Source organism: Novosphingobium guangzhouense (genome assembly GCF_002896965.1).
In the GTDB taxonomy this organism is placed as follows: Bacteria; Pseudomonadota; Alphaproteobacteria; order Sphingomonadales; family Sphingomonadaceae; genus Novosphingobium; species Novosphingobium guangzhouense.
Window position 1 is genome coordinate 185,707 of sequence record NZ_LYMM01000051.1, and the last position, 14,388, is coordinate 200,094.

General features: G+C 65.1%; 12 protein-coding genes. 11 read left to right on the forward strand and 1 reads right to left on the reverse strand.

Translation table 11 applies throughout. The annotated features are described in order from the left end of the window. Window positions 1-19: 19 nt before the first annotated feature. Window positions 20-196, reverse strand: a complete 177-nt coding sequence (locus A8V01_RS28725; protein WP_170065989.1) for a hypothetical protein — start codon at window positions 194-196, stop codon at window positions 20-22. A gap of 149 nt (window positions 197-345) precedes the next feature. Here A8V01_RS28725 and A8V01_RS18850 point away from each other — a divergent pair, with 149 nt between their 5' ends. The 11 genes from A8V01_RS18850 (at window position 346) to A8V01_RS18900 (ending at window position 14,384) form a co-directional block, all read left to right on the forward strand. After that, complete coding sequence (locus tag A8V01_RS18850) at window positions 346-1,107, forward strand: IclR family transcriptional regulator (RefSeq protein ID WP_103097847.1); 762 nt, start codon at window positions 346-348, stop codon at window positions 1,105-1,107. Window positions 1,108-1,218: 111 nt separating this feature from the next. Continuing rightward, window positions 1,219-2,586: an amidohydrolase family protein gene (locus A8V01_RS18855; RefSeq protein ID WP_245892722.1), complete on the forward strand. Its 1,368-nt coding sequence runs from the start codon at window positions 1,219-1,221 to the stop codon at window positions 2,584-2,586. Window positions 2,587-2,604: 18 nt separating this feature from the next. Then, on the forward strand, window positions 2,605-3,933 hold the full coding sequence (locus A8V01_RS18860; RefSeq protein WP_103097848.1) for an MFS transporter: 1,329 nt from the start codon (window positions 2,605-2,607) through the stop codon (window positions 3,931-3,933). Next, the gene (locus A8V01_RS18865; protein ID WP_103097849.1) at window positions 3,930-6,725 is read left to right on the forward strand and encodes a M14 family metallopeptidase; all 2,796 of its coding nucleotides are present in this window, start codon (window positions 3,930-3,932) and stop codon (window positions 6,723-6,725) included. Before A8V01_RS18860 ends, A8V01_RS18865 begins: the two co-directional genes overlap by 4 nt. Before the next feature lies 1 nt (window position 6,726). Continuing rightward, entirely contained in the window at window positions 6,727-7,575 is an 849-nt protein-coding gene (locus A8V01_RS18870; RefSeq protein ID WP_103097850.1) for a carbon-nitrogen hydrolase family protein, read from the forward strand. Then, window positions 7,572-8,396 (forward strand): creatininase family protein, encoded by an 825-nt coding sequence (locus A8V01_RS18875; RefSeq protein WP_103097851.1) that lies wholly within the window; start codon window positions 7,572-7,574, stop codon window positions 8,394-8,396. The genes A8V01_RS18870 and A8V01_RS18875 overlap by 4 nt, the downstream gene beginning before the upstream one ends. Next, window positions 8,393-9,052, forward strand: coding sequence for an RraA family protein (locus A8V01_RS18880; RefSeq protein WP_245892723.1), 660 nt, complete (start codon window positions 8,393-8,395; stop codon window positions 9,050-9,052). The genes A8V01_RS18875 and A8V01_RS18880 overlap by 4 nt, the downstream gene beginning before the upstream one ends. Continuing rightward, entirely contained in the window at window positions 9,052-9,555 is a 504-nt protein-coding gene (locus tag A8V01_RS18885; RefSeq protein ID WP_211295074.1) for an Lrp/AsnC family transcriptional regulator, read from the forward strand. The genes A8V01_RS18880 and A8V01_RS18885 overlap by 1 nt, the downstream gene beginning before the upstream one ends. A 157-nt stretch (window positions 9,556-9,712) precedes the next feature. After that, window positions 9,713-11,014, forward strand: a complete 1,302-nt coding sequence (metC, locus tag A8V01_RS18890) for a cystathionine beta-lyase (RefSeq protein ID WP_103097852.1) — start codon at window positions 9,713-9,715, stop codon at window positions 11,012-11,014. Beyond that, window positions 11,015-13,471 carry a TonB-dependent receptor plug domain-containing protein gene (locus A8V01_RS18895; RefSeq protein ID WP_103097853.1) on the forward strand — a complete coding sequence of 819 codons (2,457 nt, stop codon included), beginning with the start codon at window positions 11,015-11,017 and terminating at the stop codon, window positions 13,469-13,471. 136 nt (window positions 13,472-13,607) lie between these two features. Beyond that, complete coding sequence (locus A8V01_RS18900; RefSeq protein WP_103097854.1) at window positions 13,608-14,384, forward strand: sulfite exporter TauE/SafE family protein; 777 nt, start codon at window positions 13,608-13,610, stop codon at window positions 14,382-14,384. Window positions 14,385-14,388: the final 4 nt, after the last annotated feature.

Genomic DNA, 14,388 nt, shown 5'->3' on the forward strand with positions numbered 1-14,388 from the left:
TGTGAAATCTGATCAAAATTCAAGAAATGATCATAATTCTTGCGGGCGTTCTGGCTGGCAGCTTTTGGCGGTTCATGTTTGTGAACAGCTTGTGCGGATCAGGGCGCGAGTGCCTGCCGATTTTGGCCGCTTGCGCGAATTTTCCCGAAACCCCAGCGCCCTCGAACGCATCCATGGTCGATGCAATATCAGCCAATTCCCTGTTTACACGTAACAAACATGCGGCGATTGCCGCGAAACACAAACATTTGACACCTCCTGGCAAAGGGTGCACAAGTTGTTCACGGATATGAACGCGTCGTTCTGATTCATGAACGAGGGGCGTCCAGGCGATCAGGGGCCGCAATGACCAACGATATCAAGTCTGCCGCACGTGTGCTCGACATGCTCGAACTGTTTTCGACGCGGTGCGGCGGCCTGACCCTCAGCGAAGTGGCGCGCGGTCTGGACTTGCCCAAAAGCAGCACGCTGGGGCTGCTGCGCACGCTGCACAATCGCGGCTACCTTGTTCGCGAGGATGAGGACGATACCTATCGGCTGAACGACATCATCCGGCGCGATGGCTTCGCGCGACACGGCCGCATCCTGCGCGTGGCGCCTCCGGTGATGCGTGCGCTGGCTTCGGAGGCAGGTGAGACGGTGTTGCTGGGCATGCCCGATGCGCCCGGCCTTGTGCGCCTGATCGCCAAGGAGGCATCGCCCTCCGACATCCGTTACGACATCGAATTGCCGCGCAAGGTGCCGGCCTACTGTACCGCGCTGGGCCGGGTGCTGCTGACGCGGCTGGATGCTGCCGGCGTGGAAGCGGCGCTTGATGCGGTGCCACGTGCGCCGCTGACGGGTTCGACGCGGGTGGACCGGGCCGCAGTGATCGACGCTGTGGCTGCCGCGCGTGAAACCGGCTTCGCGGTCGTGGAAGATGAATTCGCGGTAGGCGGGACAGGGGTTGCCGCGGTCATTCCGCTCGGCCCTGGTCAGCCGCTGGCCGCGCTGGGCCTGGCCTGCATTTCGCAGCGCTACCGGCAGGATCCGGCCCGCCTGCAGGCCAACCTTGGAGCCGCCATCGCGCGCATTGCCGACGCGATGGTGGGTCAAGGGAATATGTAAAAAGCCAGCTTGATCAGAAACATGACGGTCGCAAACATCATGAATCATCCCTTCCGAAATATCGCGCGTTCCAGTGTGGCGCTTTGCGTCGCAGGCCTTGCGGGGGCGGCCATGGCAGCGCCTGCGGCGGATGCCGGACGCGAAGCATCGGTGCCACGCACCGACCGTCACGACTGGATCGTTCCCGGTGGCGACACCGACCATACTCCGCGCATGATCCCTGAACGGGCGGAGGCGCCGTCCGGCCGCGTCACGGTGCTGCGCGGCGGTCTTGTTTTTGACACGCAGTCCCTTCGGGTCGCACCGGGCAGCGTGGTGATGCAGGGGGAGAGGGTCATCGCGGTGCTTTCTCCCGACAGCACCGCATGGCCCGCCGATGCCAGGGTGATCGACGTTGCGGGCAAGTTCGTGATGCCCGGCCTCATCGACATGCACGTCCACCTGACGTACCCGGACAACGCGACGCCTTACGACGTGCAGGCCGAGGATGCCGACGGCGTGCTGCGTGGGGAGCGCAACTTGCGCTGGTTCATCGAAGCCGGATTCACGTCCGTGCGCGATCTTAACGGCGTGGGCGATGCGCCTTATCGTCTTGCGGACTGGGCAGCCGAAGATGCGATCGCGGCCCCGCGCGTGTTCACTGCGGGCCACATTATTACGGGCACGGGTGGGCATGCCACGGAGCGTCCGGTGCGCCCGTCGCATGGGCCGGACTATGCCTGGGAACGCAACGGCGCGGACGCCTGGCGCGCTGCCGTGCGCGAAACGTTCAAGAAGGGCGCCAGCGTCATCAAGGTGGCCAGTCATTTCGCCCCGGATGAAATCCAGGCGGCGGTCGACGAAGCGCACCGCCTTGGCCTGAAGGTCACGTGCGACTGCGAGACGATCTACACCCAGATGGCGGTCGAGGCCGGCATCGACATGATCGAGCACCCGCTGCCCCGCACAGACCGGACCATCGCCGAAATGGCGCAGCATCACACCGCCTCCGTACCGACACTGCAGGTCTACCAGAACGTGCTGGACCGCGCGGGCGGGTTCTGGGGATCGACTTCGCGCCGGTTCACGATGACGTCGGATGCGAACTTTGAACTGTTCCGCAAGATGAAGAAGGCGGGCATCGTCATGGGCGTCGGCACCGATACGATCGGCGATGCGAACAGGATGATCCCCAACATCTACATCGCCGAACTCAAGTGGTTCGTGAAGGGTGGCTATTCGATTCCCCAAGCTCTGCAGGCGGCGACGCTGACCAATGCGAAGTTGCTGGCGATGGATGACCTGATCGGCACGATCCAGCCGGGCAAGCTGGCTGACGTGATCGTCGTGGATGGCCGGCCTGACCAGGATATCGATGCGCTGCGCAAGGTATCGATGGTGTTCAAGGACGGCCGGATGATGGTGAAGGATGGCGCGGTCGTGATCCCGCCGCATGTCCCGGTGCCGCTGCCCAAGCCTTCGCCCGCCGAAGCTCCTTAAGAAGCGAGAAAGACTGCCATGACGACTACGGCGCTTCCCGCCGACGGGCCTGCTGTGCGCCCGGAAGCCGGCTATGTTCCTGGCCGCAAGGACATTGCACGGGCACTTGCCTCGGCGATGATCGGCAACTGGTTCGAACTGTTCGACTTCATCATCTACGGCTATTTCGCGGCGCAGATCGGCATTGCGATGTTTCCGGAATCCGATCCGGTGACGACGATCCTGTCGAGCTTCGCGACATACGGCGTAGGGTTCGTGATGCGGCCCGTGGGCTCGATGGTGCTGGGTTCGATGGGCGACCGCTTCGGGCGCAAGTCGGCGCTGGTGCTGACGATGATGCTGATGGCGGGTGCGACCTGCGCTACCGGGCTTATCCCGACCTACAATGCGATCGGCCTCGTTGCTCCGGCGCTGCTGGTCCTGTGCCGTCTGGTGCAGGGTTTCGCGGCTGGCGGCGAGTGGGGCGGGGCAACCACGTTCCTCGTCGAGTATGCGCCTGCCAACCGGCGCGGCCTGTTCGGCGCGCTGCAGCAGTTGAGCACAAGCCTTGCGGTGGTGTCCGCCGTGCTGGTGGCGCTGGCGCTCAACACTGCGCTGTCGCCCGGGGACTTGCAGGCATGGGGCTGGCGCGTACCTTTCGTACTGGGCATCCTTATCGCCCCGCTGGGCTTCTACTTGCGCGCCAAGGTGCCCGAGACGCCGCACTTCAAGGCCGAGCGTGACGTGCCCGAGCATCCGCTGCGCGAGGCGTTGACGATCCACCGTCGCACCGTGCTGACGATCGCGGGCATGGTCGTGATCTGGACCGTGGCGGGGTATACTTACGGCACGTTCCTTGTCAGTTTTGCCAGCCAGGTGCTGGAAGTGCCTTCGCGCTACGCCTTGCTCGGCACGCTGACCGGCGCGCTATGCAACGTGGCGGTGATCCCGCTGGCGGGGTGGGCTTCGGACAAGGTGGGCCGAAAGCCCTTCCTGCTGGCCAGCGCCGCCGGTTTCGCGTTCGTATCCATCCCGCTCTTTACCTTCATGGCCGAGGCGCGCAGCGGCATTTCCGTCATCACCGCGACGGCGGTGGCGGGAGTGTTCTCCGGCCTCTTCAGCGGCACCGCGCCCACGTACTTGTGCGAACTGCTGCCAACCCGCGTGCGCTACACCGCGCTGTCGGTGGGCTACAACGGGGCGGTCATGCTGTTCGGCGGCTTCGCGCCGTTCATCGCCACGCTGCTGGTGCGCGTGACGGGCGTGACGATCGCCCCGGCCTTCTACGTCACCGCAGCCGCCGTGCTCTCCTTCCTCGTGATTGCCTGCGTGCGGGCACCCGATCCTGCAAAGGCCATCGACCAATGAAGCTGACCCGCGCTCTCCTTCTTGCGACCTGCCTGACGCTGGCCACCCCCGCGCTGGCGCAGGAAAAGCCCGTCCCCACGCCCGAGCATGTTCTGGGTCACCGCATGGGCGAGGATCGCTATGTCCCGTCCTATGACGACATGATGGCCTACTGGCAGGCCGTGGCCGCCGTCAGCGACCGGGTGAAGCTGGTCGATATCGGGCCAAGCACCGAGGGCCGCCGGCAGGTGATGGCGGTGGTCTCCTCTCCAGAGAACCTTGCGAAGCTTGATGCATACCGCGAAACCAGTCGGGCGCTGGGTGCGGCGCAAGGCATCGATGCCGCGAAGGCGCGCGTCATGGCCGCAACCGGCAAGGCGATGGTCTGGATCGACGGCGGCCTCCACGCCAGCGAAGTAGAGGCGCAGACTGCGCTGATCGCGCAAGTTCACGATCTTGTTTCCGCCGACGATCCCGAAGCGAAGAAGATCCGCGACAACGTAGTTACCCTCTTCGTGCCGGATAACCCAGATGGCCAGCAGTTCGTGGCGGACTGGTACATGCGCTTCAAGGATCCGATGAAGCGAGAGCCGGACCTGAAATCGCTTCCGCGCCTCTACCACCCCTACGTCGGGCACGATAACAACCGGGACTTCTTCCTCGCCACGCAGGTCGAGACGCAGAACATGGTGCGCGTGCTCTACCGCGACTGGCGCCCTCAGATCGTGATGAACCAGCACCAGACCGGGCCTGCGGGCACGGTGCTGTTCCTGCCGCCGTTCCGCGATCCGTTCAATTATCACTACGAACCGCTGGTGATCTCCAGCCTCGATGAAGTGGGCGCCACGCTGCAGAGCCGCCTGCTGTCGGAGAACAAGGGCGGTGCAACCACGCGCAGCGGTGCGCACTACGATACGTGGTATAACGGTAACCTGCGCACTTCCACGTACTTCCATAATGCCGTCGGCATACTTGTAGAGATCATCGGCAGCCCCGTGCCGGAAACGATCCCGTTCGTGCCCGAACGGCAGGTGCCCGGAAACGATCAGGCGCTGCCCGCAAAGCCGGGGCCATGGTCGATGGCGCAGTCGGTGTCCTACAGCCTTTCGCTGGCGCGCGGGTTGCTGACATATGCGGCGAACAACCGCGAGAAGCTGCTGTTCGATCGCTGGCAGATGGGCGCCAATGCCATTGCCAAGGGCTCGACCGACAGCTGGACGATCTCGAAGGACCGTATCGAAGCGGCCCATACGGCTCTGGCCGAGCGAGGCGGCAAGCCCAGGCCAGTTCGCACCCGCGGCTGGAGCGAGATCGACGCGGACCTTTATGAAAAGGTGCTGCACGATCCTGCACAGCGCGATGCGCGCGCCTATATCGTGCCTGTCGACCAGCACGACTTTCCCACCACGGCAAAGTTCCTGACCTCGCTTTCAAGGCTGGGCGTGGAGATGAGCCGGGCGGAGGCACCCTTCACGGCGGCAGGCAAGACCTGGCCCGCAGGGACGTACATCGTGCCTGCCGCTCAGGCCTACCGCGCCCACGTGCTCGACATGTTTGAGCCGCAGCACTACCCGAACAACTTCGCTTATCCGGGTGGCCCGCCGATCCCGCCGGCCGACGCCTCGGGCTATACTCCGGCGTTTCAGGCCGGTGTCGAATTCACCCGCGCGCTCGACCCCTTCACCGTCAGGACACGTCCGGTCAGCGGCGATATCGCGCCGGATGCGCAGCCGATCGCGGATGCGGGCGTGGAGGGCACGTCCGGTGGGTGGCTTGTCAGCCACGACCAGAACGATGCCTTCCGCCTCGTCAACCGGTTGCAGGCGGCGGGCATCGCGGTCAGCGCCTACAAGACCCCGCTTGCCGTTGCCGGACGCCCGGCCGAACCGGGCGCGTGGTTCGTGCCTGCATCGGCGAAGGCGCGCGGCATCGTGGAGGACGGCGCGAAGTCGCTTGGCCTTGCCGTGCAGGCGGTTGCGGCGGCCCCTGCGGGCGAACGCCTTGCGGTGAAGAAGCCGCGGGTTGCGGTGATCGACCTTTACGGCGGGCTCCATCCCACCGGCTGGCTGCGCTGGATTCTTGATGGGCAGGAACTGCCTTACTCGATCGTGTACCCGCAGGAACTGGACAAGGGGGGCCTTGCGAAGAAGTTCGACATCGTCGTCGTGCCCGACGCGGCGATCCCCAATGCGCGTTCGGGCGTCGACGGCGGCATGTTCCGTGGTCGCTTCGACAGCCGCCAGCCCGATCCCAGGGACATGCCCGCCAAATACCGCGCGTCGCTGGGCGATATCAGCGGGGAAAAGACGATCCCCGCGCTGAAGGCTTTCGCGCAGGAGGGCGGCACGATCCTGGCGATGGGCTCGTCCTCGTCCGGGCTGGCATCGGTGCTCAACCTGCCTGTCTCCGATCCGCTGCTGGTCGAGAAGGACGGCAAGAAGGCACCACTGCCGAATACGCAGTTCTATGTGCCGGGCGCCGTGTTGACCGCCGATGCCAATACCGCCGATCCGATCGCCTGGGGCCTTAATCCCAAGGTCGACGTGTTCTACGATTCCAGCCCGGTGTTCCGTCCTACCGCGCCGGACGTGTCCGTCGCCGTCTCTTTCGGCGAAGGCAAGCTGCTGCACAGCGGCTGGGCCTGGCACCCGGAATACCTGAAGGACGCGGCCGCCGTGCTCACCGTGCCGCAGGGCAAGGGCAAGGTCGTGCTCGTCGGCCCCGAGATCGCCCTGCGCGCCCAGACTCAGGGCGCCTTCAAGATCCTCTTCAACGCCATCGCGCTGTCTGCTGCGCGGCCGGAAGGAAAGTAATATGCTGCGCGCAGCCGTTATCCAGCTCAACACCCGCAACGACAAGGTCGCTAACCTTGCCGCTATCGAGGCCGCCGTGCGCGAATGCGTGGCAAAGGAGCGCCCGGACTGGGTGCAGCTTCCCGAACATTGCGAATGGCTCGGCGGCTCTGTCGGTGCCCCTTTCGTTGCGGAACCTTACCGCGATGGAGACACGTGGACGCTGCTTTCGCGCCTTTCGCGTGAACTGAAGGTGTGGATCCACGGCGGTTCGTTCTACGAGCAGTCGGAAAATCCCGGCCGCGCCTACAACACCACCGTCGTCTTCGACCGCGACGGTGCCGAACGTGCCCGCTATCGCAAGATCCACCTGTTCGACGTGACGACCGCAGACGGTGCGAAGTTCCACGAATCTGCCACCGTCGATCCGGGCAAGGCCATCGTCACGTATGATTGCGAAGGCGTCAGTGTTGGCTGCTCGATCTGCTACGATGTGCGCTTCCCCGAACTGTACCAGCAACTGGCGAAGCAGGGCGCGCAACTGATCGCGGTGCCCGCCGCATTCACTTTGCTGACCGGCAAAGACCACTGGGAAGTGCTGCTGCGCAGCCGCGCGATCGAGACCGAGTGCTGGGTGGCCGCCGCAGGCCAGTGGGGCACTTACCAGACCCCCGCCGGAGAGCGGCAGTCGTTCGGCCAGTCGATGATCATCGATCCGTGGGGCACCGTCGTCGCGCGGGTGTCGGAAGGGCTGGGAAGTGCCTCGGCCGGCATCGACATGGGCATTCTTGACCGTGTGCGCAGCCAGATTCCGGTCGCGGCGAACAAGGCGATCCGCATCGAGGCGTCACTGGGAGTTGCAGGGCTGTGAACTGCGTTCGCCCGCACGCCCTGCAGGACTTGAGCCATGCGGCCTTTGCCGAACGGATCGCTGCCGACCGTCCGGTCATCGTGCTTCCGCTCGGCAGTCAGGAAGAGCAGGGCCCACATGCGCCGATGGGCGATTTCGTGGCGGCAGAGCGCATCGCCATGGCCGCTTCCGAAGCAGCCGGGGCCGTGTGCGCGCCGGTGCTGCCTTTCGGCTTTGCGGAGTTCTTTCGCGGCTTCCCCGGTGGCGTGCAGCTGCGTGGGGCCACCTTCCGCGCAGTGCTGCGAGACATGATCGACAGCTTCCTTGACCATGGACTGGATCGCATCGTCATCGTCAATGGCCACTCCACCAACGCGCCCTTGATAGCCGAGGTGGTCCATGCCGTGCGGCGCGAGACCGGCATCGTGGTGCCGGCGGTGCACCTGTGGCGCTCCTTGCCCGAAGCCGTGTGGCAGGATGCGCATGGTGACAAGACCGCTGCGGCGCGCGGGCATGGTGCTGATCCGGTCACTTCGGTCATGAAGTACCTTGCCCCCGGCCTTGTAGGAGAGGGCAAGTTCGGAGCGAGCCCGCGCAAGCCCGTGTTCGGCCTGCCGTCCGACCCCCACTTCGCCAGCGCGCAGTTCGGCGGCGTGTCGGTGGACCTGCCGCTTGACGCCACCGAAGTGGCTGACGACGGCGTGGGATCGGGCGATCCCTCGCTGTCCAGTGCGAGGGCGGGTCAGGTCTTCACCCGCTTTCTGGTCGGCCATGTAGGTGATTTCCTGCGCCATTTCGCGAAGTGCGATCCGCGCCGACCCGAAGCAGGGCCATCGGCATGACATTCGACCGCCAGCCGATGCCGCAACGGGCCGCCAACCATCTGGTCAGCGGCCTTTCGCGCGTGGAGACGTCAACGCTGGGCCACTGGCGCCTGTGGGGCTTGTGCGATCCCGGTTTGCGCCCGCTTGCGCCGCAAATGAAGGCGTGCGGCACCATCGTCACGCTGGCTTTGCCCGGCCCGGACGGGGCCTTGCTGCATGAAGCGCTGTCGCATCTGCGGCACGGTGACGTGCTGGTGATCGACCGACTTGGCGACCTGCGCCATGCGGCCGTGGGCGGGATCGTCGCCGCCGCCGCGAAACTGCGCGGTATCGCCGGTATCGTGGTCGACGGCCCGGTGGCCGATCTTGAAGAGGTCCTTGCCACCGGCCTTCCGGTATGGGCGCGGGGCGTAAGTGCGCGCACGACGCGGCGGCTGGGGCTTGGCGGGCGTTTCAACGCGCCCGTCAGCGTCGGAGGTGCCGTCGCCCGGCCCGGCGACATTGCGCTTTGTGATGGCGACGGCGTTGCTTTCGTTTCCACCCAAGAGGCTGCCGCCGATATCGATCGCGCCGAAGCCGCCGCCCGGCGCGAGACGCTGATCCGCGAAGGGCTGTCCAAGGGCATCGCCCTGGAAGACCTGCTGCCCCCTCCTCCTCTTGCGGGATCACGCTGATGGCCGTGGTCCCCTCCGGCCGGCTGTCTCTGGATGAAGCGGATATCCGCATCCTGGGCGCGTTGCAGAAGGACGGCACGCTGTCCGTCGCTGCGCTTTCAGAGGTGGTGCACCTTTCGCACAACAGTTGCTGGCGGCGGCTCAAGCGGCTGGAGGCGGCAGGTGCGGTCAAGGGGCGCGTGGCGCTGCTCGACCCTGAGAAGCTGGGGCTTGAGCTGACCGCCTATGTCTCGATCCGCACCAGCGAGCACAACGACGAATGGCTGCGCAGCTTTGCGCACGCGGTCGAGACGATGCCGGAGATCGTGGAACTGTACCGCATGACCGGCGACGTCGATTACCTGATGAAGATCAGGGTCGCCAACATCGCCGCCTACGATGCGGTCTACAAGAAGCTGATCGGCATGGTGAAGCTGACCGACGTGAGTTCGGCCTTCGCCATGGAGGAGATGAAGAACACCACCGAACTGCCCCTGTCCACATCGCCCTGCAGGACGGGGTGATGAATGTGCGGGAGATCCAGCTTCGATCGTGACGTTCATCACGACATTTCTCGAAACGACGAAAAATCTGGGTGAGATCGTCAACACCCGCTCCGACTAGAAGCAAGCCGACGCGACAAGGTTCGTGACGTGCGCGAATATACGACAGGATAGCAAAGTGAATATCGAAGACAGCGCCACGGGTGAAGCGACGCGGATGATACATCCCGAACAGGATGGCGAATTCGTGTTGCGCACTGCAGCGCCGGTTCTTCAGCGTGGTACGACAGTACTTCTCGATGACTATGGCTGTTTCGGACGGGCCGCGCCGACTTACGGCCGCGGGGGGCTTGCAACGCAGTCGGCACTGCGCCGGTCGCTGTGCGATCTGGAAGGCGGCGAAGTGGCGGAGCTGTATCCTTCGGGCCTTGCCGCGCTCTCGGGTGCGATCATGGCGGTATGCGGCGCGGGCGACGAGATCCTCGTGTGCGATACGATTTACGGCCCGACACGCCGCTTCGCGGAAACGACGATGGCCGATTACGGCGTGTCGACCCGCTACTTCCCAGCAGACATCGCGCTGGATGACCTTGCAGCGATGATCGGCGATGCGACGCGGCTGATCGTGCTGGAGGCGCCCGGATCGCTGACGCTCGACATGCTGGACATTCCTGCCATCGCTGCACTGGCGCGTTCGCGGGGCGTGCTGACCCTTGTAGACAACACGTATGCGGCGGGGGTGCTGTTCAAGCCGCTGGCGCACGGGGTCGATATCTCGGTCCAGGCGCTCACAAAGTACGTTTGCGGTCATTCCGACGTGTTCATGGGCAGCGCCGTTGCCAGCGGCGAAGTGGGCGCGCTGTTGAAGCGGGGTGCGCGCAGCGTGGGCTGGGCGGTGTCCTCCGATGACGCGTACCTTGCGCTGCGGGGTATGCGCACCCTGCATACGCGGTTGGCGCGGCATGGCGAGGCGGCGCTGACGGTTGCCGCATGGCTGCGCGATCAGCCGATGGTGCGCGAAGTGCTGTGCCCCCAGCTTGCGGGCGCGCCGGGGCATGACTTGTTCATGCGCGATTACAGCGCGGGCAACGGCCTTGTCACGATCGTGCTCGACGGTCCCGAGAGCGCCGAGCACGCGTTCCTCGATGCGTTGAAGTTGTTCGGCCTCGGCTTTTCGTGGGGTGGGTTCGAAAGCCTGGCCATCCCGTGCAACGGACAGATCCGCCAGCGGCGCTTTGCTGCTGACACGACATTCCCGGTGATCCGCCTCCACGTGGGGCTGGAGAACACCGCGGACCTCATTCGCGAACTCGACGGCGCGCTTTCCGCATTTGCGGCGGCGGTCGGCGAGGGCGCGCAAACCGGGACGGGACAACCCGCCGGACACGTAGGCGCCGTCGCCCCTTCGGGCTGCGATGCCCAGGGAGACAGCGTCATCAATCCGGCGGCAGCAGATACGCCGCCCACCATGGGGGTTTGAATGCGTAGAATACTCGTTACCTCGTCCATCCTTGCGCTCAGCGTCGCCACCGGCAACGCGGCGTTCGCCCAGAGCGCGGACGATGCCGCAGCACCGGGCGGTTCGGACATCGTCGTTACCGGCTCACGCGGACAGGCGCGCACTGTCGCTACCAGCCCGACGCCGATCGACGTCATCAGCGGCGAACAGATCGCCCAGCTTGGCGGCTCGATGCAGCTGCGTGATGTACTGACCCAGCTGGTTCCCTCGTTCCAGTCGCAGCAGGTCGGTTCCTCGTCGTGGAACTCGGTCTCGCGCCCGGCGGGCCTGCGCGGCCTTTCCGGCGTTCACGTGCTGGTGCTGGTCAACGGCAAGCGTCGCCACAACTCGGCGCTGATCGACCTCAATTCGGGCTCCACCTCGATGGGCGGCAATCCGGTCGACCTTGATCAGATCCCCGCCAGCGCGATCGCCCGCATCGAAGTCCTGCGTGACGGCGCGGCGGCGCAGTACGGTTCGGACGCCATCGCCGGCGTCATCAACGTTATCCTCAAGAGCAACCCCGATGCGGGCAGCGGCTCGATCGAGGTCGGTCAGCGCTACAAGGACAGCGTCAACGGCAGCGACGGCGAAACCGTCTCGGCGCAGCTTTCCAAGGGCTTCCACATCGGCGAAACCGGATCGATCGTGGTCTCGGCGGAGGCAAAGCGTCAGAAGGCGACGGTCCGCAATCAGGACTACACCGGCCGCATCTATTCGCAGGTAAACGGCGCCGACGACCCGCGTGAGGCGAGCGGCGACCGCCGCCGCTATCAGGGCGGCCTGCCCGATCTCAAATCCATCAACCTTGCCCAGAACAGCGAGTTCGAAGCGGGCGACCTGACGATCTACAGCAACGCCACTTTCGGTTACCGCGAGGCGCGCGTCGGCCAGGCGGGCCGTTATCCCGCCACCACCAGCGACATCGTGGAAATCTATCCTGACGGTTTCACGCCCTATTACACGATGGCCGAGACCGACTGGCAGGCGACCGCGGGCATGAAGCAGACGGTGGACGGCTGGCACCTTGATCTCAGCACCACGTATGGCCGCGACTACGTGCGTTCGGGTGCTGACAACACGCTCAACGCCTCGCTCGGCACCGAAAGCCCTACCACCTTCGACACTTTCAGCTCGGCGTTCGACCAGTGGACGACGAACTTCGATGTCACCAAGGGCTTCGAGGTTCTGGGCGGTCGCAACCTGCAGGTTTCGGCAGGGGCGGAGTTCCGTTACGAAAGCTACGTCACCAAGTCGCTCGACACGGCATCGTGGGAGAACGGGGGCTATCAGTACCCGGCAGATTCCGCGCTGGCAGGCCAGTACGGCGCCATCGGCGCGCAGGGCGCCACGGTTGTCACCCCCGACGATGAAGCGAAGGTGCAGCGCACGATCGGCGCGGCCTATATCGACCTTGCGCTCGACCTGACCGACCGGCTGCTGCTGACCGGCGCGGGCCGCTTCGAAACGTATGACGACAGTTCGGGCAGTGTGTGGAGCGGCAAGGCTTCGGCCTTGTGGAAGGCCACCGACTGGCTGAACTTCCGCGGCGCCTTCTCCAACGGGTTCCGTGCGCCCTCGCTGTCTCAGCAGGCCTACGCGCAGACCGCCACGCAGGTTTCGCTGATCGGCAACGCCTATCAGCTAATCGAATCGAAGATCGTGCAGACCGGTTCGGCCATCGCGCAGGCCCTTGGCCAGCAGCCGCTCAAGCCTGAAAAGTCGCGCAACTACAGCTTTGGCGTGACGCTGACCCCGCTGGCCGGCTTCACGCTGACGGTCGACGCCTATCAGATCAACATCGACGACCGCATCACCCTGACGGGTCTGCAGTCGAGCGCTGGCGTGCGCCAGATCCTGATCGACAACGGCTTCTCCGGAAATCAGTACGTGCGCTTCTTCACCAATGCGATCGATACCCGCACGCGCGGCATCGATGCGGTGGCGAACTACAGCTTCTCGCTGGGCGATTTCGGCAGCGTCCGGGCCAGTGCGGCGTACAACTACAACAAGACCAAGATCACGCACATCGCGGACGATCCCGATGCGCTGGCGGACCTTGGGCTGACCCTGTTCGACCGCCAGACGCAGGGCTATTTCACGGTCTTCAACCCGCGTGACAAGATCATCCTTGGCCTCAACTGGTCGAAGGGGCCGTTCTCGATCAACGCGAAGGAAACGCGCTATGGCAGCTGGAAGGCGCTGGCGAACAATGCCGCAAGCGATCAGAGCTACGGCGCGAAGTGGATCACCGATCTTGAGGTCGGCTACCAGCTGACCCAGAAGATGAAGCTTTCGGCCGGTGCCTACAATGTCTTCGATACCTACCCGGACAAGAACACCGTGACCAACACCATCGGCAGTTCGCCTTACGGCAGCAATTCGCCGTTCGGTGCCTATGGCGGCTATTACTACGGTCGCCTCTCCTTCGACTTCTAAGTACCCACCCAAGACTAGCGGCCGGCAGGGCAACCGACCCCGCCCGCCGGCCGCGCCTTTCCCCTACAATCCGACGTTTCCCCACGGGCGAAAGCATGGCTTTCGCGCGGGTGACGTCCTGCGCCCGGTCTGCTCCATGCTGTTCCTGCTTCACGCCCACCCCCTGATGACTGCGATCGGCTGCGGCAGCCTGATCGGCCTTGTGCTGGCGCTGATCGGCGGGGGCGGATCGGTGGTGGCGACGCCGATGCTGGTCTACGTGATCGGCCTTGGCAATCCGCACCTTGCGATCGGCACCGGCGCGATCGGCGTTGCCGCGAATGCCGCTATGGCTTTGGCCGGACATGCCCGCGCCGGGCGCGTGCGCTGGCGCAGCGGCATGCTGTTCGCCTGCTGCGGCCTTGCCGGAGCGAGCCTTGGGTCCAGCCTGGGCAAGCTGTGCGATGCCCAGTGGCTGCTGCGCGGGTTGTCGGTGCTGATGCTGGTGATCGCCTTGTCGATGCTGCTGCGCCGCGCGGTTCAAGCTGCCGACGGCGTGGAGCAGACCGGTTGGCGCCGTCTTGCCGGGTTCGGCGCGGGCAGTGGCTCGCTGGCGGGGTTCTTCGGCATCGGCGGCGGCTTCCTGATCGTTCCGGGGCTTGTCAGTGCCACCGGCATGTCGACGGCCGAAGCAGTGGCAACATCGCTGATCGCCGTCACCATTTTCGGCGCGACGACGGCTGCCAATTATGCGGTTTCGGGGCTGGTAGACTGGCCCGTCGCCGTGGCGCTCATCGCCGGGGGCCTCATCGGAGGCATCGGCGGCGGCGCGATCGCCGGGCGGCTTGCCGCAAGCCGCGACCTCCTGCGCTTCCTGTTTTCGACGCTCGTTGCGGCAATGGCGATGGCCATGCTGGCGAGCACATTCAACTGAAGGA